At 33.1% G+C, this 23,610-nt stretch carries 20 protein-coding genes and 1 riboswitch; of the genes, 15 read left to right on the forward strand and 5 right to left on the reverse strand.

Features of this window, described 5'->3' with window-relative positions:
• Positions 1-290: 290 nt before the first annotated feature.
• Entirely contained in the window at positions 291-1,301 is a 1,011-nt protein-coding gene (locus ACM591_RS04165; protein WP_326026635.1) for an aldose epimerase family protein, read from the forward strand.
• 117 nt (positions 1,302-1,418) lie between these two features.
• Here the strand turns inward: ACM591_RS04165 and ACM591_RS04170 are convergent, their stop codons facing one another.
• Positions 1,419-2,087 carry an MOSC domain-containing protein gene (locus ACM591_RS04170; RefSeq protein WP_326026706.1) on the reverse strand — a complete coding sequence of 223 codons (669 nt, stop codon included), beginning with the start codon at positions 2,085-2,087 and terminating at the stop codon, positions 1,419-1,421.
• Between the two features lie 158 nt (positions 2,088-2,245).
• Here ACM591_RS04170 and ACM591_RS04175 point away from each other — a divergent pair, with 158 nt between their 5' ends.
• Complete coding sequence (locus ACM591_RS04175; protein ID WP_038679031.1) at positions 2,246-2,932, forward strand: ribose 5-phosphate isomerase A; 687 nt, start codon at positions 2,246-2,248, stop codon at positions 2,930-2,932.
• A gap of 136 nt (positions 2,933-3,068) precedes the next feature.
• On the opposite strand, the gene ACM591_RS04180 is transcribed toward ACM591_RS04175, so the two are convergent.
• The gene (locus tag ACM591_RS04180) at positions 3,069-4,448 is read right to left on the reverse strand and encodes a CPBP family intramembrane glutamic endopeptidase (protein WP_029378430.1); all 1,380 of its coding nucleotides are present in this window, start codon (positions 4,446-4,448) and stop codon (positions 3,069-3,071) included.
• A gap of 256 nt (positions 4,449-4,704) precedes the next feature.
• On the opposite strand from ACM591_RS04180, the gene hutG reads away from it, so the two are divergent.
• Entirely contained in the window at positions 4,705-5,634 is a 930-nt protein-coding gene (gene hutG / locus ACM591_RS04185) for a formimidoylglutamase (protein ID WP_029378431.1), read from the forward strand.
• Here the strand turns inward: hutG and ACM591_RS04190 are convergent.
• A complete protein-coding gene (locus tag ACM591_RS04190) occupies positions 5,624-6,499 on the reverse strand; it encodes a LysR family transcriptional regulator (RefSeq protein ID WP_326026634.1) in 876 nt (291 codons plus the stop codon). The two genes, hutG and ACM591_RS04190, sit on opposite strands and share 11 nt — an antisense overlap.
• A 140-nt stretch (positions 6,500-6,639) precedes the next feature.
• Between ACM591_RS04190 and ACM591_RS04195 the strand changes: the two genes are divergently transcribed.
• The 9 genes from ACM591_RS04195 (at position 6,640) to ACM591_RS04235 (ending at position 17,981) form a co-directional block, all read left to right on the forward strand.
• Entirely contained in the window at positions 6,640-7,914 is a 1,275-nt protein-coding gene (locus ACM591_RS04195; RefSeq protein WP_038679027.1) for a YjiH family protein, read from the forward strand.
• 38 nt (positions 7,915-7,952) lie between these two features.
• Positions 7,953-9,617, forward strand: coding sequence for a urocanate hydratase (hutU, locus tag ACM591_RS04200; RefSeq protein WP_326026632.1), 1,665 nt, complete (start codon positions 7,953-7,955; stop codon positions 9,615-9,617).
• Complete coding sequence (gene hutI / locus ACM591_RS04205) at positions 9,614-10,852, forward strand: imidazolonepropionase (RefSeq protein ID WP_029378435.1); 1,239 nt, start codon at positions 9,614-9,616, stop codon at positions 10,850-10,852. Before hutU ends, hutI begins: the two co-directional genes overlap by 4 nt.
• 508 nt (positions 10,853-11,360) lie before the next feature.
• Entirely contained in the window at positions 11,361-12,551 is a 1,191-nt protein-coding gene (locus ACM591_RS04210) for a SulP family inorganic anion transporter (protein ID WP_418354436.1), read from the forward strand.
• Positions 12,551-13,681, forward strand: a complete 1,131-nt coding sequence (locus tag ACM591_RS04215) for an amidohydrolase (protein ID WP_038679019.1) — start codon at positions 12,551-12,553, stop codon at positions 13,679-13,681. Before ACM591_RS04210 ends, ACM591_RS04215 begins: the two co-directional genes overlap by 1 nt.
• 78 nt (positions 13,682-13,759) lie before the next feature.
• On the forward strand, positions 13,760-14,641 hold the full coding sequence (locus ACM591_RS04220) for an SDR family oxidoreductase (RefSeq protein ID WP_029378438.1): 882 nt from the start codon (positions 13,760-13,762) through the stop codon (positions 14,639-14,641).
• Between the two features lie 127 nt (positions 14,642-14,768).
• The gene (locus ACM591_RS04225; protein ID WP_029378439.1) at positions 14,769-15,380 is read left to right on the forward strand and encodes a flavin reductase family protein; all 612 of its coding nucleotides are present in this window, start codon (positions 14,769-14,771) and stop codon (positions 15,378-15,380) included.
• A gap of 156 nt (positions 15,381-15,536) precedes the next feature.
• Positions 15,537-15,637: riboswitch (SAM riboswitch) on the forward strand.
• A 112-nt stretch (positions 15,638-15,749) separates the two neighbouring features.
• Entirely contained in the window at positions 15,750-17,042 is a 1,293-nt protein-coding gene (locus ACM591_RS04230; RefSeq protein WP_029378440.1) for a Na+/H+ antiporter NhaC family protein, read from the forward strand.
• Positions 17,043-17,474: 432 nt separating this feature from the next.
• On the forward strand, positions 17,475-17,981 hold the full coding sequence (locus ACM591_RS04235; protein ID WP_029378441.1) for an SRPBCC family protein: 507 nt from the start codon (positions 17,475-17,477) through the stop codon (positions 17,979-17,981).
• Between the two features lie 287 nt (positions 17,982-18,268).
• Here ACM591_RS04235 and ACM591_RS04240 read toward each other — a convergent pair whose 3' ends face one another.
• The gene (locus ACM591_RS04240) at positions 18,269-19,030 is read right to left on the reverse strand and encodes a MurR/RpiR family transcriptional regulator (protein WP_418354437.1); all 762 of its coding nucleotides are present in this window, start codon (positions 19,028-19,030) and stop codon (positions 18,269-18,271) included.
• 222 nt (positions 19,031-19,252) lie between these two features.
• Between ACM591_RS04240 and ACM591_RS04245 the strand changes: the two genes are divergently transcribed.
• Positions 19,253-20,848, forward strand: a complete 1,596-nt coding sequence (locus ACM591_RS04245; RefSeq protein ID WP_029378443.1) for an alpha-glucoside-specific PTS transporter subunit IIBC — start codon at positions 19,253-19,255, stop codon at positions 20,846-20,848.
• 180 nt (positions 20,849-21,028) lie between these two features.
• Here ACM591_RS04245 and ACM591_RS04250 read toward each other — a convergent pair whose 3' ends face one another.
• Complete coding sequence (locus ACM591_RS04250; protein WP_029378444.1) at positions 21,029-21,559, reverse strand: hypothetical protein; 531 nt, start codon at positions 21,557-21,559, stop codon at positions 21,029-21,031.
• A gap of 264 nt (positions 21,560-21,823) precedes the next feature.
• Between ACM591_RS04250 and ACM591_RS04255 the strand changes: the two genes are divergently transcribed.
• Together ACM591_RS04255 and ACM591_RS04260 are read left to right on the forward strand one after the other, a co-directional pair.
• Complete coding sequence (locus tag ACM591_RS04255) at positions 21,824-22,738, forward strand: bile acid:sodium symporter family protein (RefSeq protein ID WP_418354438.1); 915 nt, start codon at positions 21,824-21,826, stop codon at positions 22,736-22,738.
• A 225-nt stretch (positions 22,739-22,963) separates the two neighbouring features.
• On the forward strand, positions 22,964-23,608 hold the full coding sequence (locus ACM591_RS04260) for an HAD family hydrolase (protein ID WP_232164534.1): 645 nt from the start codon (positions 22,964-22,966) through the stop codon (positions 23,606-23,608).
• Positions 23,609-23,610 lie beyond the last annotated feature (2 nt).

Raw genomic sequence — 23,610 nt, forward strand, 5'->3', positions numbered from 1 at the left:
ATCATAATTTATGGTTGAGGGAAGCGTGAATTATGAAAGTAGGCATACAGTCAAATAGTTCAATGATTAAAGTGTGTAACAGTATAGTTTGAATATGAGCGATTTTAGTTATTTAGTTACTAATTTCGTAATAGTTCGATATATAATGAAGTCTTTAAATTGCCCAATAATATACTTGAGCTTCTCAAGTTTTGCAGTTTTTAGCTTGCATTTGAAATTGATGTTTTATTCATGACAACACCTATCGCTATTAAATAAACGGCGACGGGTTTGAAAGGGAGTAATTGAGGATGTTTGCAAAAGTAGAAAGTCAAAGTAATGGTATTGATTTAATTAAAATTGATAATGAAGATACGAAAATAGTTTTCACAAACTATGGTGCTAGAATTGTTTCATGGAAGTATGACGATAACAATATTGTACTAGGTAATGTAGTTGAAGCAGATGAGTTTTATATTGAAAACCCTTATAACTTTGGTGCTACTGTTGGAAGATACGGCGGTAGGATTGCAAATGCAACATTTGAACTAGATGGTGAAAAATACAACCTTGAAGCCAATAACGGTCCACATAATATTCATGGTGGACCTAAGGGTTTAGATAAACGTTTTTTTGATTATAAAATTGAAGAACAAGTTGGCCAAGTTAAAGTGATTTTTACTACGGTTATAAAAAGTGAAGACGACTACTTTCCAGGAAATATAGATTTAGAAGTTATACACACATATGACGTTGACCATAAATGGACAATTGAATACAAAGCTACATCTAATAAGAAAACGTTGTTTAATCCAATGAATCATGTATATTTCAATCTTAATAGAGACAATAATGTTATCGATAACCACAGTATTTCAAGTTCTAAATTAGATATGTATACATTGGATGAAGATAATATTGTAGAGAAGAAAGAACCGATTGATCTAGTAGATATATTTAATGAACAAAACATCCAATTTAAGGATATTTTTAATAGTGAAGATGCAATAGTTAAAGAACAAATGGAACGTTTTGGTGGCGTGGATCATCCGTTCGATATAGGTGGCAATGAGATGACTGTAGAAAATAAACATTTTTTACTAACAGTTAAAACAGACATGCCGAATATTGTTATATTCACATTTAATGATACAACAGGTTGGCAAAGTGACTTTAACATTTATAAAGCGCACTCTGGTTTTACCTTAGAAACGCAATGTATACCGAATGATATCAATTTATTTGGAGAAAAAGCACCATCTATATTAGAGGCGAATCAGCCATATTACTCTAAAACATCATATAAAATTTCAGAGAAATGATATAGTTTATGCTAAGTGGATTTTGCTATATAAAGCTATTTAACCTTAATCTATAAAACAGAAATAGGGAGTGGGTTTAAGAAATCAAATGTAACATTTGATTTCTGACCCACTCCCTTAATTATTGTTTGCTTTTTTAGCTCGTGTTAAAAATCTTTCTAGTTTTGATATTCTTTCTTCTGTTAAGTATGGATTTTTTATAGCGTATGCTAAGCGCTCAATATTTTTATTATCAGTATAATAGATTTCATTCAAATCAAAAACTGAAAGTAATGTTTCATTATCGGCATATTTAAGTAACTCCAAATTTGAATCTTCTTGAACATAACCTTCTTTTAAAACCCTAAGATAAAAACCAGTTTTACCAGAATCGGACATACGTTTAATTAAATAGGGAATTTTATACTTTTCTTGAATTTTCCAACATGGCTCTCTAATTTCTGAAACTTCTAATACTGCATCGCCTAATTTGAATTGATCCCCAAAATGTACGTCTTGTTCATCCAAATCAGAGACGGTGATATTTTCGCCAAACATCGCATATTCTGGAAGTACTGTCACATCTTGTTCCCAAAGAGAATAATTTTTCTTACTATAAAGACAAACAGCTTTATCTGGACCACCGTGTCCTTTATATTCTTGTTCATCTTCAACAAATCCAGTCTTTGATAGCCACATACTGCCGGCAAATCTTTTTTTATTTAAAGCTGAGCGCATTGATCGTTTAGTACTATAAGGTAAATCTTCGACTTTACCTGTTGAGATAGCTTCTAAAGTATAAATCATCATTTTGTACCTCCAGATAGTTGATAATTATAATTTTAAAACAATATAATGAATATGCAAGTAAAGGTATAATTTACTACAGAAAATGATTTTTCAACTATGTATTTTAATGAATCTCATGTACAATAAGGATAAAAGTACAGTATAAAAGGGGAAGCATTATGGATAAGAAACAGTTGAAAATAAGTACATTTAATGATGCATTAGACCAAATCAAAGACGGTATGATTGTAGGAATTGGCTCTGGATCAACAATTGAATTGCTTGTCCCAAAAATTGCAGAGAAACTGGAACAAGAACAAATTAATATAACTGGTGTTTGTACCTCCAATAAAACTGCATTAATTGCAAAAGAATTGGGGATAAGTGTGGTCGATGTTAATGATGTCGAAGCAATCAATATTGCTATTGATGGTGCTGATGAGATTGATAACAATTTAAATTTGATCAAAGGTGGCGGTGGCGCATTATTTAGGGAAAAGGTCATTGATGCCATGGCTGATAGATTTATCGTTTTAGCGGATGATAGTAAATGTGTAGATTATCTAGGCCAAACGTTTAAATTACCTGTTGAAGTTGATAAATTTAATTGGTTACTCGTGTCTAAAAAAATAGAAGCATATGATAATTTAAATGTCATACGTCGTGTTGTAGATGATGTACCATTTATTACAGATAACGGTAATTATATATTGGATGTTGAATTAAATGAAAATATAAAACCTGCCGAAATGCACGAATATTTAATACATCTCGTAGGCGTCTTAGAAACAGGGTATTTCTTAGATGTTGTAGATCAAGCAATTATTGGTACAGAAGCTGGAGTTAAAATAGTTAATAAATAATTTTTGTGTCTCATTTCACTTAATTTTAATAATAGTAAAGATTAAAATTGTTTATGTACTTAATGCTTGATAAAAGATAATCATAATATAAAAACAAGAGCTAGGACATTTATGTCCTAGCTCTTGTTTTTATATATTAACGACGGTGACCACGTTTACTCTTTAAATCAAATGGTGAGCGTTCATTACTGTTGTCATTGTCGCTAGCGTAGTCATCTTGTGCTTTCGACTCTTGCACATTCGCGTCATGTTGACTTGATGATACATCTCTTGAGTTTGGATGTGCTTTTTCTGTTGATGCTTCGACAGCGCTATTAGTATTACGGTTTACTTTAGTGTTATCTTCTTGTGGTTTGTCATGATGCGCCATTGTATCAGATTCTGTTGAATCGGTAGAAGGTGTATTTTCCTTAATGATATTAGCACGGCTATTATCTTCTTCTGTATCAATTGTGTTGTCTTCTTCATAGTTATAATCTGCTGTTGTGTCATCATTAGTGTGATTTTGTCCTGCCGTTGTCGAACCGTATGCCACGGAATCATCTGAGTTTGATTGTTGCTGATGATTCTCATTTTGATTGATCTCATCTTCGGTAGTAGAATCATCGTTTGGATGTTCTCGATTCATAACGTTATTAGTATGGTTTTGAGGATAATCTGATGTTATATCATTTTGGTCATCTTCATTAATATGATCAAGATAGTTGTTTTCTTCAACTTCATCCAAGTTGCGTTTCGTAAAGAAATAAAGTATTACACGGATAATTAGATTAATTAAAATGTATACAACTGCTACCGCAACTGTAGATAACGCGATTACTTTCATAGCAAAAACTTCACCTAATTCTTCATTAAACAAGAAGACAAGGCCAAATGACATGGACGCATGAAAAATTGTTGCGATATAAACTGTACGTCCTTTTGTAGCACGAATCAATTCTCCAGCAATCATTGAAAAGGCAAATGAGTATAGGAAACTGTATATTGCATAGTCAAAACTAAACGCAATATTAACGTTCCATATAGAATACATAAAACCAACGATAATAGAGGCGAAAAATGTATTCATTTTATTTTCAACGATATTTTGTAAATATGAACGGAAACCAAGTTCCACAAAGAATGCCATTACAATTTGTCCAATTATAATAGAAAAAATTGAAACAGATAAGTCTTCTGTTTGTAAAAGAACAAAACTATCAGCAAAGATGTTAAAACTTACCATAGCAATGATAAAAATAAGCAATGGTAACACAATTGCTAAAATGACACGTTCAATTACCTTTAAGCTAATAGAGAGTTTTAAGCTTGCTAATTGCGTACGCTTTTGTTTAAAAACGATAAGACAGATTATAGTAGCAATTAGTGGCGCTAAGGTACTCATGTCAAAGACAAAACTCTTAAATGGTACTGCACTTTGAAAATCTTTAAGTATAATCGGTAATGTATAGGCTATAATGAAGAAAATAAATATCATCATTGCCCATTGAAAACCAGGTATACGTTTTGTATTCATTATGTAACCTCCAATAGGGTTTCAGAAAAATCATTCGTTCTTAATTATACATATATATGATGCAGAAATAAATTAAATTAAGGATTTATCATTGAAATGTAATAGTTTTACATTATCTAACATCTAATTGAAATATTTTTTAGTAACTTTTTAAAATTAATATGTGGGCAATTGGGTAAAGATAATTATAAATTGAATTGGTTTAAATGTAAGCGTATACTTTTAGGTGGTATTTAATGATTAAAGGAGGAGAATTATGTATAAACTGGCACAACGTGATCTTTGGACAGGCAGAATAGATAGTGAAACAGATGAATCGCAATTTAGACATTTTCAAACGATACAGTTTCGCAATATTGAGGATGACTACAATGAAACACGTCAAGGTGTAGGTTTATTAGGTTATGCAGTAGATAAAGGGGTCGAACTCAATAAAGGGAGAACAGGTGCTAAAGAAGGTCCTGACGCAATTAAAAAAGTGTTTGCTAATTTACCTGTAACTAGAAAGTGTAACGTATATGATTATGGTAATGTAGAGCATGACCATCAAACGTTAGAAGAAACACAGCAAGAATATGCCCATTATGTAGCTAAATCGATTAAAAGACATAAGCAAACATTCCTGTTAGGGGGTGGGCATGATATTGCATATGCACAGTACTTAGGCACACGTGAAGCTTATCCAGATGCATCGATTGGCGTTATCAATATAGACGCTCATTTTGATACAAGAGAGGCAGAAGGTTCCACATCTGGTACAAGTTTTAGACAAATATTAGAGCAAGACGACAATGCAGATTATCTTGTATTAGGTGTCCAACAAGGTGGTAATACACAAGCATTATTTGATTATGCTGAAACTAAAGATATCGGTTATGTTTATGCGGAAGAATTACTGCATCAAATTTCTCCTCCAATTAAGGATAAAGTAGAACGTTTTATTCATGATCATGATGTCATCATGTTTACGATATGTATGGACGTTATTGATAGTGCATTTGCACCAGGTGTAAGTGCCAACGGTGTGCTTGGTTTATTTCCGCATGTTGTACTCGAACTATCAAAACGTATTATACCGAATGAAAAAGTTTCAACAATCAGTATTGCTGAAACTAATCCCAAATATGATGTCGATAATAGAACGGCTAAATTATCAGCTAATTTCTTCCACCATTTCATTCTTTAAAATTCCAATAGTTTATACATTGATCAATGAAAGAAAGCACGCGTTCAGAGTGCTTTCTTTTTTTTAGGTAATTGATGTAAATAGAACGACCTAACGTAGGTCGGATATCTATTGCATCTAAGTCTCGCGCGTTAAAAGATTGATAATAAACACGTGGAATAATTGCATACCCTAATCCTCTATGGACAAAGTTAGTTGCCGCTTCGAAGCGGTCAGCTTCGATAACAATATTTGGGTGCATATTCATTCTATTAAAATAGTCATCAAGATGCTTACGCACTTGGGAACCTTTCGTTGGTAAAATAAGTGGTAAAGACGCAATTGATGTTGTTCGTTTATATGAAAATGCTTTTTTAGGTGTAATTAAAACATAAGACTCTTCATATAATGGTATGGAAGTTATATCTTCATCAATGATTTGTTCGTTTGTGAAAGCGAGATGATTTTCAAAATTAATAAGTAATTCTATTATTTTAGTCTGATCATGAATTTCTGAAATTAGATAAGTTTGGTCTGCGTTCTGCTTTTTATGTGTTGCCAACACTTGAGAAATCCATTGATTTGTAGATTCTAAAATAGAGATTTTGATTTTGGGCACATGCCCCATATTGAGATCATACATTTTCTCGATTGTTTGATGATAATTCTGTATGAGTTGTAGAGCGTAGTTATAGAAATGGATACCTTTTTCGGTAATTTTAATATCTTTAGTAGTTCGCGTAAATAAATCATAACCTAAGTCTGATTCCATCTTTTTTATCGTAGTAGTCAGTGATGGTTGACTAATATGTAAAAAATTAGCTGCTTTCGTAAAGCTGTTGTATTTTACAACTGCCACAAAATATTCTAATTGAATAACCTTCATATCTCATACACCTCTTAAAATTTTATTTATAGTTTTAAGTTATCAATAATTAGTTTATTTATATTGGTAGTCTATATAATAACATACTATACTGTGAAATATAGAGGGAGGCGTACTTTCATGTAAGGGGCGTGAAGTACATGTGGAAATTTTTCATTTATAGTCTTATTGGTATTATATTCTTCTTTGTACCAATTACTATTAGCGGTCAATCGACGATTATGATTGATCATATCGTACAGTGGATATCAAAATTGCTTAATCCGATATTACCGTACTATGTATTGATTTTAATATTGATTGGCGCAGCACATCCATTTATCAATAAGAAATGGAATAAGTCTAAAACAGATATAGTCTTTAGTTTATTTAAAGTCATAGGGGTATTTATTGCTTTTATGGTGGTATTTGATTTTGGACCTGGTTTTGTATTAACCGAGAGTATTGGACCTTTTTTATATGAAAAATTGGCAATACCTTTAAGCGTATTAATTCCTATAGGTGCAATATTCTTATCCTTTTTAATAGGATTTGGATTACTGGAATTTATTGGTGTTATTTGTAGACCAATAATGAGACCTATTTTTAAAACGCCAGGAAAATCAGCTGTAGATGCTGTTGCTTCGTTTGTAGGTAGCTATTCAATAGGCTTATTAATTACAAATAAAGTATATAAAGATGGAGGATATACGCACAAAGAGGCAGTAGTAGTTGCAACTGGGTTTTCAACGGTATCTGCTACTTTTATGATTATCGTAGCAAATACATTAGGTATTATAGAATATTGGAATCTTTATTTTTGGTTTACTTTAGTAGTGACATTTATCGTGACTGCAATAACGGTACAAATCCCACCTATAAGAACAGAGAAAACAAGCACATATCAAGACCAACCGTATAAAGAAGAAATTCGTAGAGATATGCCATTATTAAAAGAATCATGGCTTGAAGCTAAGATAGCCGTCAAAAATTCGAAAACTTTGATAGAAAATATAACAGAGAATTTGCGTGACGGTGTAGTAATGACGATTGCTATTTTACCATCTATCATGTCGATAGGATTTTTAGGATTAATCATTGCGGAATATACACCAATTATTGAATATATTTCTTATATTTTTTATCCGATTATAAGTATTTTTCCTGTAAGTGACGTAGCAGTCTTAGCACAAGCTTCAACAATCTCTATAGTAGAGATGTTGTTGCCAGCAGCGATAGCTCAAAGTGCAGATTTAGCGACAAGATTTATAGTAGCAGTTATGAGTGTTTCAGCCATTATTTTCTTTTCGAGTGTAGTGCCAGTGATTTTATCGACGGAAGTTAAAATATCAGTCGGTAAACTAGTCATAATATGGTTTGAAAGAGTGGTATTCACCTTACTTATTACTATTCCATTTGCATTATGGATATTTTAAATAAAGGAAAATTTTATTAAATTAAGGAGTGATTTTTCATGAGAAAAATAGTAGCGAAAAAAGGTTTAGATATTGAATGTAAAGGTTGGGAACAAGAAGCGGTTTTAAGAATGTTATATAACAACCTAGATCCTGAAGTAGCAGAACGTCCAGAAGACTTGGTAGTTTATGGAGGTATTGGAAAAGCAGCTAGAAATTGGGAAGCATTTGAAGCGATTGAAGACACATTACGTTCGTTAGAAGCAGATGAAACAATGCTAGTACAATCAGGTAAACCAGTTGCTGTATTTAAAACACATGAAGAAGCTCCACGTGTATTAATTTCTAACTCAGTATTAGTTCCGGAATGGGCAAACTGGGATCATTTTAATGAATTAGATAAAAAAGGATTAATGATGTATGGACAAATGACTGCAGGTAGTTGGATTTACATCGGTTCTCAAGGTATTGTTCAAGGTACTTATGAAACATTTGGTGAACTTGCCAATCAACATTTTGATGGTAAATTGAACGGTACAGTAACATTAACTGCTGGACTAGGTGGTATGGGTGGTGCGCAACCACTTGCCGTTACTATGAACGGCGGTGTTGTAATTGGTGTGGATGTGGATGAAACACGGATTGATAAACGTATAGAAACACGCTATTGTGACGTCAAAACACATGATTTAGATGAAGCATTACGTTTAGCTAAGGAAGCACGAGATAAAGGTGAACCGCTTTCTATTGGTTTAGTAGGTAATGCTGTCGATACACATAAAGCCATTTTAGATAAAGGTTTTAAAATTGATATCGTAACTGACCAAACCAGTGCCCATGATCCATTAAATGGTTATGTACCAGAAGGATATTCATTGGAAGAGGCGAAAGCAGTTCGTGATAAAGACCCAAAACAATATGTTAAAGAATCACAAGCTTCTATGAGAAAACATGTTGAATATATGCTTGAATTTCAAAAAAATGGTGCTGTCGCATTTGACTACGGTAATAATATTAGACAAGTTGCATTTAATGACGGTTTAGAAAATGCATTTGATTTCCCTGGATTTGTACCTGCATATATTCGACCATTATTCTGCGAAGGGAAAGGTCCTTTCCGTTTTGCAGCTTTAAGTGGAGATCCAAAGGATATTGAGCGCGCTGATGAAGAAATGAGAAAAATCTTCCCAGACAATGAAAAATTAATTCGTTGGTTAGACTTAGCGCAAGAAAAAATTGCGTTTCAAGGTTTACCATCTCGTATTGCTTGGTTAGGGTATGAAGAGCGCGCCAAAATGGGCTTAGTATTGAATAAATTAGTACGTGACGGTGAAATTTCTGCACCAATTGTTATTGGACGTGACCATTTAGATTCTGGATCTGTAGCAAGCCCAAATAGAGAAACTGAAGGAATGAAAGACGGTTCTGATGCTGTTGGTGATTGGGCTATCTTAAATGCCTTAATCAATACTGCAGCAGGTGGTTCGTGGATTTCATTCCATCACGGTGGTGGCGTTGGTATGGGTTATTCGTTACATGCTGGTATGGTTGTTGTTGCAGATGGTTCAGAACGTGCAGACAAACGTTTAGGACGTGTACTTACTACGGATCCGGGTATGGGTGTAGTGAGACATGCTGATGCTGGATATGAGTCTGCAATTGAAGTAGCAAAAGAAAAAGGCATAAAAATCCCAATGATTACAGGTAAAGGAGACAAAAAATGAACGATTTAATTATTCAAAACATAAAAGAACTTATTTTACCAAAATCAACTGAACGTCCATTAAAAGGAAAAGAATTAGATGAGCTAAATATCATTGAGAATGGAACTGTCGTTGTAAAAGATGGCAAAATAGTTTATGCAGGTAATCATTCTAATGATTATGAAGCTAATGAAGTTATTGATGCAACAGGCAAAGTAGTTTCACCCGCACTTGTTGAAGCACATACACATCTTGTACATGGCGGGTCTCGCGAACATGAAATGTCACTCAAAAGACAAGGTGTTTCATATTTAGAAATTCTGGAACAAGGTGGAGGTATTTTATCTACTGTCGAAGCGACTCGTAAAGCGACTGAAGATGAATTGTTTGAAAAAGCAGAAAAGAATCTCTTAACTATGATTGAACATGGTGTGTTAGCTGTAGAAAGTAAGAGTGGCTATGGTTTAGATAAAGAAAACGAACTGAAACAGTTACGTGTATCTAATCGTTTAGCAGACAAATACAATTTAGATATGAAGCATACTTTTCTAGGACCTCACGCAGTTCCTAAAGATGCACAATCAAATCAAGCATTCTTGCAAGAAATGATTGACCTATTACCTGAAGTTAAACCATATGCAGATTTTGCAGATATATTTTGTGAGACAGGTGTATTTACCATTGAGGAATCACGAAAATATATGCAAGCTGCTAAAGCGTTAGGGTTTGATGTGAAAATTCATGCTGACGAAATCGATCCATTAGGTGGACTTGAATTAGCCATTGATGAAGGTGCGATTTCTGCAGACCACCTTGTTGCTTCTAGTACAGAAGGTAAAGCAAAACTAAAACAAAGTGACACTGTAGCTGTATTACTTCCAGGCACAACATTTTATTTAGGCAAAGAAACATATGCAGATGCGAGAGGCATGCTAGATAATGATGGTGCGATTGCAATTGCAACAGATTTTAACCCTGGTAGTTGCGTTACCAATAATTTACAACTTGTAATGTCTATTGCTGCGCTAAAATTAAAATTATCCCCAAATGAAATTTGGAATGCGGTAACGGTAAATGCTGCAAAAGCAATAGACGTAGCTGCTGGAACAATTAATGAAGGAGATAAAGCAAATATTGTAATTTGGGATGCACCTAACCATGAATATATTCCATATCATTACGGTATTAACCATGCAGAGACAGTGATTAAAGATGGCAAAGTATTGGTAGATAATAAAATTCAATTAAAAGGTTAATATAATTATACTGTCAGTCTGGGGCATCAAGTGATGCCCAAGATTATTTAGAGCCACTTCTCAATTTATTGAGTTAGTGGCTCTTACACATGAGCAAGGTCTCAGGTGGCCCAAGTCCACTTCTCAATTTATTGAGTTAGTGGCTCTTACACATGAGCAAGGTCTCAGGTGGCCCAAGTCCACTTCTCTAAAGAACCACTTCTTAATTTTGTTAAGATAGTGGTTCTTACACATGAGTTTTACTCAGGTGCTCCGCTTTTGAAATTGAAGTGGCTCTTACACATGAGCAAGGTCTCAGGTGGCCCAAGTCCACTTCTCTAAAGAACCACTTCTTAATTTTGTTAAGATAGTGGTTCTTACACATGAGTTTTACTCAGGTGCTCCGCTTTTGAAATTGAAGTGTCTCTTACACATGAGCAAGGGCTGTGGTGCTAAGCTTTTTATATTTTGATAAACAGAATTGATAAAATATTTTGACAATTATGATACCATATGACATGAGGAAGATATGGGGGTGACATTCGGCGTGACAAGCAACGGATATATAAAACAATGGCAAGGTAATATCATTCCGAATGTACTATCCGGTGTATTAATAGCATACGCACTTTTGCCAGGTGCTATTGCATTTTCTTTTATCGCAGGCGTTAGCCCAACAATAGGTATGTTGAGTACTGGGTTAATGATGATTGTCATTAGTTTTACAGGCAATAGGAATTTAATGGTCTCAGCGCCAAGTAGTGGTGTCTCTTTAGTTGTAGCACCACTTATGGCTAGTCAAGGGATGCAAGCAGTGATTCTAGCTACAATTATTATGGGATTAATACAAATTATATTTGGTTATTGTCATACAAATAAACTATTAGATTATATTCCTACAGGCGTTGTCATAGGATTTATGAATGCGCTTGGAGTACTACTATTCTCATCCCAACTTGATAATATATTTCAAATTTCTAATGCTACTTATGTTCTTGTATTAATTTCATTTTTAATTATTTGGTTGTCACAAAGGTATATAAAATTCATACCAGCACCTTTGGTTTCTATTATTGTATTAACCTTTGCCACTTGGTTAATTAAGCCAGATATACTATATGTTCATAATTTAGCTTCCATACATGTACGTTTTCCCAATATTACTTTACCTAAAATGATGTATGATTTAGAAAATATATTTATTATCTTTATGTATGGATTAACAATGGCAATTGTAGCTGTAGTACAAACAACTTTAACCGCTCGAATGATGGATGTTGTTACGGATACGACTAGTAATAAAAATAAAGAGTCAATTGGTCAAGGTATTGCAAACTTTATTGTAGGATTGTTTGGTGGATATGGTGGTAGTGCATTAGTGGGACAATCAAAATTCAATTTGAGTATGGGAGCAACATCAAGAGTTTCAACTTTGATCACAGGAAGTTTTTTAATTTTTAGTTTGTTTGTATTTGCTAGTTTTATTGGTCAGATACCTATGGCGGTATTAGCGACCGTACTAATTACGATATCATTAAATACATTTGATAGAAGAACTGTTTCGTTTGTTAAAAAAGCACCTATTTTTAATGGGGGTATAGTAATACTAACGATGGCGATTATATTAATAACGAATAATTTAGCTGCAGGTGTAGTGATTGTAACAATTGGTTACTACCTCATTTTGCGCTTGAAAAATAAGAAAGGGCGTGACATATAATGCCACAATATGAAGATTACATAAATTGGAGAAGAATTTTTCATCAATATCCAGAATTATCAGATGCAGAATATGAAACAACAAAAAGATTAAGAAGAATTTTAGAATCGTATGATATTACAATTCTAGATTTACCTTTAGAAACTGGCTTAGTAGCAGAGGTTGGTCAAGGTGAGCAATTTGTTGCAGTGCGAACAGATATAGATGCTTTGCCTATCAAAGAACAAGTTGTACATGAATTTACATCTACGAATGAAGGTATGATGCATGCTTGTGGACATGATATTCATATGGCAAGCATACTTGCAGTAGCAACAAAATTAAAAGAAATAGAAGCGCAATTAACTGGACGCGTACGTATTATCTTCCAACCTGCAGAAGAACTAGGTTATGGAGCGTATCATATTACTGATACAGGCGCGATAGAAGGTGCTAAAGCGGTGTTAGGTTATCATAATTATCCTACATTAGACATTGGTGAATTTGCAGTGAAACCAGGAGTGATTACATCTTCTGTAGATCGATTTGAATTTAAAATTAAAGGTGTAGGCGCTCATGCTGCGAAACCTGAACAAGGTAATGATCCAGTTATTGTGTTAGGACAATTAATTAATAGCGTGCAGTCTATTGTTAGTAGGAATTTATCAGCATTTGATAATGGTGTTGTTACTATTGGTGAAGTATCTAGTGGTAATACATGGAACGTTATTGCAGATGAGGCTTATGTTCAAGGTACAGTGAGAAGTTTTGATGAAGAGAAACGTAATTACATCGAAAAACGCTTGCGTGCAATCGGAAGCGGTCTTGCAGAGGCATTTGATGTTGAAATTGAAACGTTATATCACCGTTTACCAGGTGCGGTTGTTAACGACGAAAAATTAACAGAAGACGCTAAAGAGGTTGCTAAATCAGTAGGTTATAATGTGAGTGTTATGGACCAACCATTAACTATTGGAGAAGATTTTTCTGGTTTCTCAAATAAATATCCAAGTGTATTTGTATTTATTGGTTCTAATAGTGAATATGACCTGCATCATCCTAAATATGATCCAGACGAACGTATATTAGAAAAAGTACCAGAGTATTTCGTAAGTTTTGTACAAAAACTTTTAAATGAGCAATATCAATAGAATCTTCGAATGATGTATTAAACATTGAAAAATCAGGGTAATGCATAAACATATTGATTAAATAAGGAGTGTTTGCATATGCCAGGTCAAGATCCTAGAACAAAATTTTCAAGTGAAGATTTCCCAAAACAAGAGCAAGACGTTCCAGGTTTACAAAATAAATTAGACCCTAAGCCTGATTGTGGTGAAACAACTTATATCGGTTACGGACGTTTGAAAGATTACAAAATGTTAGTGACTGGTGGAGATTCTGCTATCGGTAGAGCCGCTGCAATTGCGTATGCTAAGGAAGGTGCAGATGTGGCGATTAATTACTTACCAGCTGAGCAAGCGGACGCTGAAGAAGTACAACAAGTGATTGAATCAGCAGGACGTAAAGCTGTATTAATCCCAGGTGATATACGTGATGAGCAATTTAACTACGATTTAGTTGAAACAGCTTATAACAAACTTGGTGGTTTAGATAATGTAACGATTGTAGCAGGACATCAGCAATATAGAAATAATATTAAAGGCTTTGATACGGAATCATTTACTGAGACATTCGAAACAAATGTTTATCCTATTTTCTGGTCAGTTCAAAAAGCAATTGATTATTTAAAACCAGGTGCAACGATTACACTGACTTCATCCGTGCAAGGTTATAACCCAAGCCCAATCTTGCATGATTATGCTGCTTCCAAAGCGGCTATTATTTCACTTACCAAGAGCTTATCTGAAGAATTAGGTAGTAAAGGAATCCGAGTGAACTGTGTAGCACCAGGACCATTCTGGTCACCACTCCAAATTTCTGGTGGACAGCCTCAATCTAAGATTCCAACTTTTGGCCAAAAAGAAGTGTTAGGTAGAGCAGGTCAACCGGTTGAACTTTCAGGTGTGTATGTACATTTAGCAGCTGAGGAATCAAGTTATACTACAGGACAAGTTTATGGCGTGACAGGTGGTACTCAATTAGATTAGAATTGATGAAGTAACGATACAGTAATTTGAAAATTAGTGTTATAATGTTTCGGCGATACTAAGTATAAGGAGGAAAGGATAGTTTAATATCCTACCTCCTTATTTTTGAAAGGAAAGGTAATCATTTATGAAAAAATTTAAAGCAGACGCTTTAACAAAAAAACAAAATTATAAATTATTAAGTGGAAGTGTGATACCTAGACCCATCGCATTTGTTACTTCTCAAGATAAAGATGGGCATTTAAATGCAGCGCCGTTTAGCTTTTTTAATGTTGTTAATAGTGCACCTCCAATGATTATGATTTCTACAGGGCGTTCTGAAGGAAAGCGAAAAGACACTTCTTTAAATATTGAGGAAACGGAAGCGTTTGTAGTACATATTACAGATGAAGCTACAGTCGAACAAATCAACAATACTGCAGCACCGTTGTCCCGTAACCAAAATGAATTAGAAAGAACAAGTTTGAAATGTGTTGACTCTGAATTAATTTCAGTACCTGGTATCGAACAAGCTAAAATTCGAATGGAATGTAAGTTAGATAGAATTATTCCACTAGGTGATCCACAAGAAGGGTCCGATTTAATTATAGGCGAAGTAGTCATGTTTCATATTGATGAATCAGTTTATTTTGAAGATAGTAAAATAGATGCTGATGCGCTTAGTGCGGTAGCTCGTTTAGCTGGTAATGATTACGCTTCTTTAGGTAATAAGTTCACTATCGAACGTCCGATGAAGTAAATATAAAGCAATTAAATGAATTGTATAAGCTATATAAAAATAGTAGATGTTGAAGGGATTAGACAATGAAAGCATTAATAAAAATTGTTTTCTGTTTAATCCCTATTTGACGAATTACAATTAATACTGTACTGTAATAAAATAAAATAAAATAATAACTTATCAAGAGAAGTTTAGGGACTGGCCCGGTGATACTTCGGCAACATGATAATGCGTGTGCCAAATCCAGTAGCATAATTTATGCTAGAAGATAAGAATGAATCGCAGTTTACTCTTTCTTCTTAATTTAGAAAGAGTTTTTTTATTTTTAAGGCTTAAAAATAACAGAAGGTTGGATTCTGTTCTAATATTTAGGAAAGTTGGTTATGTATGGAGGAAACGAAAAAAGGTAACGCTTGGGCTTTGATACCTTTAATCATATTTGTTGGTATGTTTTTAGGTGTTGGTATAAGTACAGGTGACTTTACAACAATGCCACTCAATGTAGCTATATTAGTTGCTTCTATTGTTGGCTTAGTGTTAAACAGAAAAGAATCATTTCATAAAAAAGTTGAAGTTTTTACAAAAGGTGCAGGACATTCCAATATTATTTTAATGATGCTAATTTTCTTATTAGCAGGTGCCTTTTCTCAAACGACAGAAGATATGGGTGGCGTGCAGTCGACGGTTAATTTAGGGTTATCATTAATACCAGAAAATTTAATTATCGTTGGACTATTTATAATATGTATGTTTGTATCATTATCAATGGGGACGTCTGTTGGGACGGTAGCTGCTATAGCGCCAGTTGGTTTTGGTTTAAGTCAGGCTACAGATGTTTCAGCGGCAATCACAATGGCTACTGTTGTTGGTGGAGCTATGTTTGGCGATAACTTATCGATGATTTCTGATACTACTATAGCTGCAGTACGTACTCAGAAAACGAAAATGAGTGATAAATTTAAGGTGAACATAAAGATTGTTTTGCCTGGTGCGATATTTACTATTATTGTGCTTTGGTTTTTAACAAATGGTGCACATATAGATGTAAATAAAAGTTATGATTATGATCTTGTTAAAGTAATTCCGTACTTATTTGTGCTTATCTTAGCATTAATAGGTATAAATGTAGTTATTGTATTAATCGGAGGTATTGTACTTTCTGCAATAATCGGTTTAATCTATGGTTCATTTGGATGGACAGGTTTATTAAATTCTATATCAAAAGGTATAATCGGTATGGAAGATATAGCGATTATTGCATTGCTCATTGGTGGTTTAGTTGCGCTGATTCAACATAATGGTGGTATTACTTGGTTATTAAATTTTGTGCGCAGTAAAGTGAAATCTAAACGTGGTGCAGAACTAGGTATTGCTGGATTAGTCAGTGTTGCAGATATATCAACAGCAAATAATACTATTTCTATATTAATGGCAGGGCCGTTAGCAAAAGATATTTCAGAAGAATATGATGTAGATCCACGTAAATCGGCTAGTATTTTAGATATGTTCGCAAGTTGTTTTCAAGGGATGTTGCCATATAGCCCTCAATTGATTGCTGCTGCAGGTGTGGCGTCTATATCTCCATTTGAATTAGTTCCTTACGCAATCTATCCGATGATACTAGGTGTTTGCGGACTTATAGCGATTTTCTTCAGATTACCTAGGTTAGATAAAAAGTAATTAAGATATATTAAAACATTAAGATCAAATTGCGAATTGATTTTTAAGCTCTAATTAGAGTGTTGAAATTACATGCTAATAAATATGAGGTAGAAGGTATTTGGAAATTGTTGTTGTTCATTGTGTTATTTAATACTAAGTAATTATAATAGAGATTAAATGAGTCCGGGATATAAAGGTTTCCCGGGCTCATTCGCTATTTTAAATAAACAGTATGTTAATAGAATATGCTAAGATAAATATAAAGTTTATTTAGTAAAATATTCAATATAAATGAAAGTTTTGACGTTTACTGACTAATAGCGATAAAATAAGGTTGTTAAAGCTTTATAAATATGAAAGAACATCACTATATTTACTTTATAATTGTTTAGAAGTATAGTGTAATGCGTTAGAATAGTAATAAGAGTGAAAGTAGGTGAACAATCGATCGTGGGTAAATACAATGTAGAAAATGAAAATGTTGAAATTCGTCTTGAAAGATTATTTAAGGTAGAACCTGAATTATTATACCAAGCTTGGACAGACCAACGTTTTCTTAAACAATGGTTTATGACAACTGAAAGAACAAATAAAACTATTGAAGTAACTGCTGAACAAAATGGAAAGTATAAAATTGTTGATGTTCGTAAGGGTAAGGAGAATATAGTGCAAGGTACATTCGCTTCATTAACACCTTATGAATATATCGTCATGACAATTGGTATGCCCGAATTAAGTGATTCAGAAGATACGATAGAAGTTGAAATATTCGAGAGAGAGCCAGGCATTACGCAAATGATTTTCAATTATAATGCTTTTGTACCAAGAGAAAGAAGATTAACATCTTTAGAATATAAACAGAAGAAGAAAGAATATCATGATTCGACGGCACATGGATTTGAAATGTTATTCGACAAACTACAATTAACGCTTGAAGAGTTTGAAGCGGATTTATAAAATAGTTCGCTAATATAACAATCATATTGTTATATATGGTTTTGTTATACTATTCCAACGCTGATATCATTGTTTGAGTATGAATAAGCTTCGTCCCGTATCAAAGTTAATACTTTATATGGTTTGCTCGGTCGGCACTTAAAATAATCATGCTCCCTTTAAAGTAAACACTAAATGTGTAAAGGCTTTAGAGGGAGCATTTTTGTAATTAATAAATTTAACATAATTCTTAAACTTCAAAATCGTTATTTAAACATGTCGCATAAGACAATAATTAGAAATTTATTTTAGTGCAATTCACCTATTACTTTACGTTCATTATATTTTCGTAATAAGGTTTCGAAGAAAATATGGTAACTAATAAAACTTGAATAATCTATACCATCTGCTAAGTAAAATGTATTACTAGATACATAAATATTATAACTCGCTTTTTGAGCAAGGGTATTATCTTTTAAAGTGGTTACAGAGAAAAAATATTTTTGACGCAACTGTAATAAATTGCTGATATCTGTCAATTGCTCTGATTCACCAGAAAGGGAAATGATAAAAAAGATGTCTTTTGGTGTTGTTTTATTCAAAACCATTTTAAATTCGTGTACGTCATGAAGTACTATAATACTTTTATGTATCGTTAGTAAGATACGCTGTGCTTCTTGAGCAACATTCATTTGAGCTAATCCTGTTCCATATAAATAAATCGTTTCTGCTTGATAAATTTTATCTGTAATAAGATTATAGTCGATTCTTTCTAAATAAGTAAAAGTATTTTCAATTTCTTGTTTAAAGCCTTCGATTGAATCTGAAGGTAATTGATGTGCTTGTTCAGTTTCAAATTTTAAATAAGATTTGAAATCACTATAACCATCAAAGCCTAACTTGCGAGTGAAACGATGAATGGTGGCGTTAGACGCGTGGGTGTGTTCGGCTAATTCTTGTATTTTCATCGTTTTACATTGTAGGATATGTGTATTAATAAAATGTGCAATATATAAGTCGTTTTCATTTAGTTTATTAAAGTTATTGTTAACACGTTCATCTAAAAACAATTTTATCACCTCACACTTCATGAAAATATTTTCATGTTTTGAAAATATAATCTGATTATACAAAATTGTTCCGAATGGCGTCAAACTATTGTTTGAATGTAAGCGTTTCCTTTAATATTGAATTAATCACATACAACACATATTCAATGAATTATATTTATCGATTTATTATGAATGATGTATAAATAAATCTTATATATATAAATAGGGGGTTATACGGCTATGAATGCAATTAAGAGATTTGGAAGTGCAATGATTGTTCCTGTATTAATGTTTGCATTTTTCGGTATTGTTTTAGGATTTGCGACTTTATTTAAAAATCCGTCAATCATGGGAAGCATTGCTAATGATGGAACAACTTGGTTTAAAATTTGGTCAGTAATCGAAGCTGGCGGTTGGACAATTTTTAATCATATGGAAGTTGTGTTTGTGGTTGGTCTGCCACTATCTTTGGCTAAAAAGGCTCCTGGACATGCAGCTTTAGCAGCATTGATGGGCTACCTCATGTTCAATACTTTTATAAATGCAATACTTACGCAATGGCCGCATACATTTGGAGCGAATTTGGAAAAAGGCGTTGAAAATGTAACAGGACTTAAAGCGATTGCTGGGATTGAAACGCTAGATACGAATATACTTGGTGGTATTATCATTTCAAGTATCATAACTTGGATACATAATCGATACTACAGTAAACGATTACCAGAGATGTTAGGGGTTTTCCAAGGCCTAACATTTGTGGTGACGATATCATTCTTTGTTATGTTACCAATAGCATTACTTACGTGTGTTATTTGGCCGACTGTTCAAGGTGGTATTACTTCATTACAAGGATTTATTATTGGATCAGGCTATATAGGTGTTTGGTTGTATCACTTCTTAGAACGAGTACTAATTCCAACAGGATTACACCATTTTATCTATGCGCCAATTGAAGTTGGTCCTGTTGTAGTTAATCATGGCTTAAAAGCAGAATGGTTTGAACACGTTAATGAATTTGCTAAAAGTACAGAACCATTAAAAGAACAATTTCCATATGGATTTATGTTACAAGGCAACGGTAAAGTATTCGGTGCTATAGGTATTGCTCTGGCTATGTATTCAACTACACCTAAAGAAAATAAAAAGAAAATTGCAGCATTACTTATTCCAGCAACTTTAACTGCAGTAGTAGTCGGTATAACAGAACCATTAGAATTTACGTTCTTATTCATAGCGCCATATTTATTTGTATTGCATGCTTTATTAGCTGCAACAATGGATACAATGATGTATGGATTTGGTTTAGTAGGTAACTTTGGAGGGGGACTATTAGACTTCTTTGCAACAAACTGGATACCGTTAGCACAAAATCATTGGTTAACATATGTGATACAAATCATCATAGGCTTAGGATTTACAGCAATTTATTATTTCTTATTTAGATTTTTAATTCTGAAATTTGATATTCCACTTCCTGGTCGTAAAAAAGATGAAGAAGATATGAAATTATATAACAAAAATGATTATAAAGGTAAAAAGAACGAAGATAATAATAGAGTATCAACAGGAAATGATTATGAAGATAAGGCGATTTATTATTTAGAAGGTTTAGGTGGTAAGGAAAATATTAAGGATGTAACAAATTGCACAACACGCTTAAGACTTACAGTGAAAGATGTTGAGAAGGTCGAAGATAGTGCTTACTTTACACATAATCAAATGGCACATGGATTAGTAAAAAGTGGTAAAAATGTCCAAGTAGTTGTAGGTATGTCAGTGCCTCAAGTAAGAGAAGCATTTGAAAATTTAGTGAATAATGATGATGTAATAAAATAATATATTAGTTTTATATGATGAATGACGCAAGGATGAAAGACTTGTATAAGAACTAGTTAATAATTTCGTTTTAGGAAACAATTACCTATAAGATTAAGAGGAACCAAAACACAAATGTCTTGGTTCCTCTTTTTTATTATTTATTGTATATTGGTGATTTTTATAAGCAGGCTGTTTATATTACGAAATTCTAGCTTTATTCATCCAACGAGGTTGGTATACAGCGCCAAGGATATCGATATTATGCGTAGCCATTATATATATGAGTTTTGCAAAGACTGAGGGTGACGTAGATACGTTTATCTTATTGCGATTAAAAGTATATGTAATGTACTCAGTTTGATTTATTAAATTCAAAATATCGATGACCTTGTCTTTAATAAATGCGTCACGAAGTCCATCTACAACTAGTTCAAAACGTCTGGAAGATAATAATAAATGATCTAAATCTAGAAGGTCATTAGTATCTGTACCTTGTAGTATTTGATAAATGGAATAGTTATGAAAACTAAGGAAACTAATCATATATGGTAATTGCTGCTTTGGTAAATTAATCTCTAAAGCATACAAATTATTTTGTTTGAAAATAGTAAATTTAAATGAATTACAAAATTGTATTTGTTTACAAAGTTTGGTTAAATTTTTTCGTGTGGCACGATTGTTTAATCCACCAATATTTAACACAAAAGTTTCAGTTTTATCTAAAAACATATGATACCCCCAATATCTATGGAAAGTGTTTTATCTCTATTAATCATAATATTCAATTACACTTAAATTTTCACAAGTTATTATTTCTATTAGATTGTACCACTCTTTTTTATTGGAATCACTAGGTCTTAAGAACGAAGTTAAAATTTTTAAGAGAAGTTACGTACAGATATTATATTTAGAATATTTAGAAAATTAAGTTGTTTGTAAGTTTAAAGTATGATACATTCTTCTTTGTTAATACATAAAGGGAAGTGTTTATAGATGTTATCAAAGGTAAGTAGATTTGCAACCAACACATTCTTATTATGGATGTTAGTTGCTGCAATTATAGGTTTTATTTTTCCTGCTCAATTAGCAACACTAAGTGGATGGGTTCCTTATTTATTAGGTATTGTAATGCTGGGGATGGGGCTAACGATAGACCCTAAAGATTTTAAAATTGTATTTCAAGCGCCACGCTCAGTGATAATTGGTGTTATCTTACAATATACAATCATGCCATTAACAGCTTTTTTAATTGCTAAATTATTTAATCTGCCACCAGAAGTAGCTATAGGTGTTATTTTAGTGGGATGTTGTCCTGGCGGAACATCAAGTAATGTAATGAGCTATCTTGCTAATGCAAATGTCGCTTTATCAGTTGCAATTACAAGTGTGTCCACACTATTAGCGCCAATTCTAACGCCAGCCTTAATATATTTATTTGCTAATCAATGGTTAGAAGTATCGTTTATGAGTATGTTTTGGTCGGTTATCCAAGTAATTTTAATTCCAATTATTATTGGTTTTATCTTACAAAAATTATTTAAAAACTTTGCCGCTAAGTCAGCGAAAGCTTTACCAATTGTTTCAGTTGTTGCTATATCGCTTATCCTAGCGTCGGTAGTAGGTGGAAGTAAATCACAAATACTTGAAACAGGCTTATTGATTTTTGCTGTTGTTATCTTACACAATATTGTAGGTTACACACTTGGATATACTTTGGCTAAAATATTCCATTTGGAAAGAGCCGATAAAAAAGCTGTTTCTATAGAAGTAGGTATGCAAAATTCAGGTCTAGCAGTATCACTAGCCACCGTTCATTTTAGTCCATTAGCTGCAGTTCCGGGAGCTGTATTTAGTCTGGTTCACAATATTACTGGACCAATATTAGCTAAATATTGGAATAAGCGATAAAAATAAGAAGAAGCTAGGCTAATTTATGAACTGTATTTAGTCAAGTAGACAAATAAATAATTAAAATAACCTAATGGTCTAATTCATAGCTATGTTATGGATTGGGCCATTTTTAATGCGATTCACTTATGTCATAAAAATGGTTACAATTAGTTAATTCAAATCTGAAATATGATAAGCTATCATTAAACGAATGTGATCTCATATTAAATAGGAGGCGTAATTATGTACAAAGCAGTTGTATTTGATTTTGATGGCACGATTATAGATACAGAAAAACATCTGTTTGAAATTATTAATAAACATTTAATTCAACATAATTCAGAAGAAATATCATTAGACTTTTATCGTCAGTCCATTGGAGGCGCTGCAACGGAATTACATAGATATTTGGAAGCACAACTCGGTAAGGATAATAAGGAAAAGGTTTATTTAGAACACAATGAAACGAGTGTTACATTACCGATTGTTGATGCAATGCATCAGCTTATGCAATATTGTAAAAAACGTCATATCCCTATGGCAATTGCCACAAGTAGTTACCGTGAAGATATTCAGCCAACGTTTGACAGTTTGGGATTGGATGAATATATAGATGTAATTGTAGGGCGTGAAGATGTAGAGGCGATTAAACCAAACCCAGACCCATATCTCACTGCTGTCCAAAGATTAAATTATAATCCAGCAAATTGCCTAGCGATTGAGGACTCAGTAAATGGTGCTACAGCGGCTATTACTGCTGGTCTTGATGTTATTGTTAATACTAATGACATGACCGAATTACAAGACTTTAGTCAAATTGCATATACAGGGAAAGATTTGTCTGCTGATGAAATCATAGCGTTATGTTTTGAAGTTGATAGGAGTTAGTT

This window comes from Staphylococcus sp. Ze2 (assembly GCF_048568365.1).
In the GTDB taxonomy this organism is placed as follows: Bacteria; Bacillota; Bacilli; order Staphylococcales; family Staphylococcaceae; genus Staphylococcus; species Staphylococcus xylosus.

Excerpts from the sequence above, each read along its gene's own strand:
- ACM591_RS04210 (WP_418354436.1), top strand. The coding sequence starts at position 11,361 with ATGGGGGTGACATTCGGCGTGACAAGCAACGGATATATAAAACAATGG.
- hutU (WP_326026632.1), top strand. The coding sequence starts at position 7,953 with ATGAGAAAAATAGTAGCGAAAAAAGGTTTAGATATTGAATGTAAAGGT.
- ACM591_RS04165 (WP_326026635.1), top strand. The coding sequence starts at position 291 with ATGTTTGCAAAAGTAGAAAGTCAAAGTAATGGTATTGATTTAATTAAA.
- ACM591_RS04220 (WP_029378438.1), top strand. The coding sequence starts at position 13,760 with ATGCCAGGTCAAGATCCTAGAACAAAATTTTCAAGTGAAGATTTCCCA.
- hutI (WP_029378435.1), top strand. The coding sequence starts at position 9,614 with ATGAACGATTTAATTATTCAAAACATAAAAGAACTTATTTTACCAAAA.
- ACM591_RS04170 (WP_326026706.1), bottom strand. The coding sequence starts at position 2,087 with ATGATTTATACTTTAGAAGCTATCTCAACAGGTAAAGTCGAAGATTTA.
- ACM591_RS04245 (WP_029378443.1), top strand. The coding sequence starts at position 19,253 with ATGAATGCAATTAAGAGATTTGGAAGTGCAATGATTGTTCCTGTATTA.
- ACM591_RS04260 (WP_232164534.1), top strand. The coding sequence starts at position 22,964 with ATGTACAAAGCAGTTGTATTTGATTTTGATGGCACGATTATAGATACA.
- ACM591_RS04230 (WP_029378440.1), top strand. The coding sequence starts at position 15,750 with ATGGAGGAAACGAAAAAAGGTAACGCTTGGGCTTTGATACCTTTAATC.
- ACM591_RS04180 (WP_029378430.1), bottom strand. The coding sequence starts at position 4,448 with ATGAATACAAAACGTATACCTGGTTTTCAATGGGCAATGATGATATTT.
- ACM591_RS04195 (WP_038679027.1), top strand. The coding sequence starts at position 6,640 with ATGTGGAAATTTTTCATTTATAGTCTTATTGGTATTATATTCTTCTTT.
- ACM591_RS04215 (WP_038679019.1), top strand. The coding sequence starts at position 12,551 with ATGCCACAATATGAAGATTACATAAATTGGAGAAGAATTTTTCATCAA.
- ACM591_RS04255 (WP_418354438.1), top strand. The coding sequence starts at position 21,824 with ATGTTATCAAAGGTAAGTAGATTTGCAACCAACACATTCTTATTATGG.
- ACM591_RS04190 (WP_326026634.1), bottom strand. The coding sequence starts at position 6,499 with ATGAAGGTTATTCAATTAGAATATTTTGTGGCAGTTGTAAAATACAAC.
- ACM591_RS04225 (WP_029378439.1), top strand. The coding sequence starts at position 14,769 with ATGAAAAAATTTAAAGCAGACGCTTTAACAAAAAAACAAAATTATAAA.
- ACM591_RS04250 (WP_029378444.1), bottom strand. The coding sequence starts at position 21,559 with ATGTTTTTAGATAAAACTGAAACTTTTGTGTTAAATATTGGTGGATTA.
- hutG (WP_029378431.1), top strand. The coding sequence starts at position 4,705 with ATGTATAAACTGGCACAACGTGATCTTTGGACAGGCAGAATAGATAGT.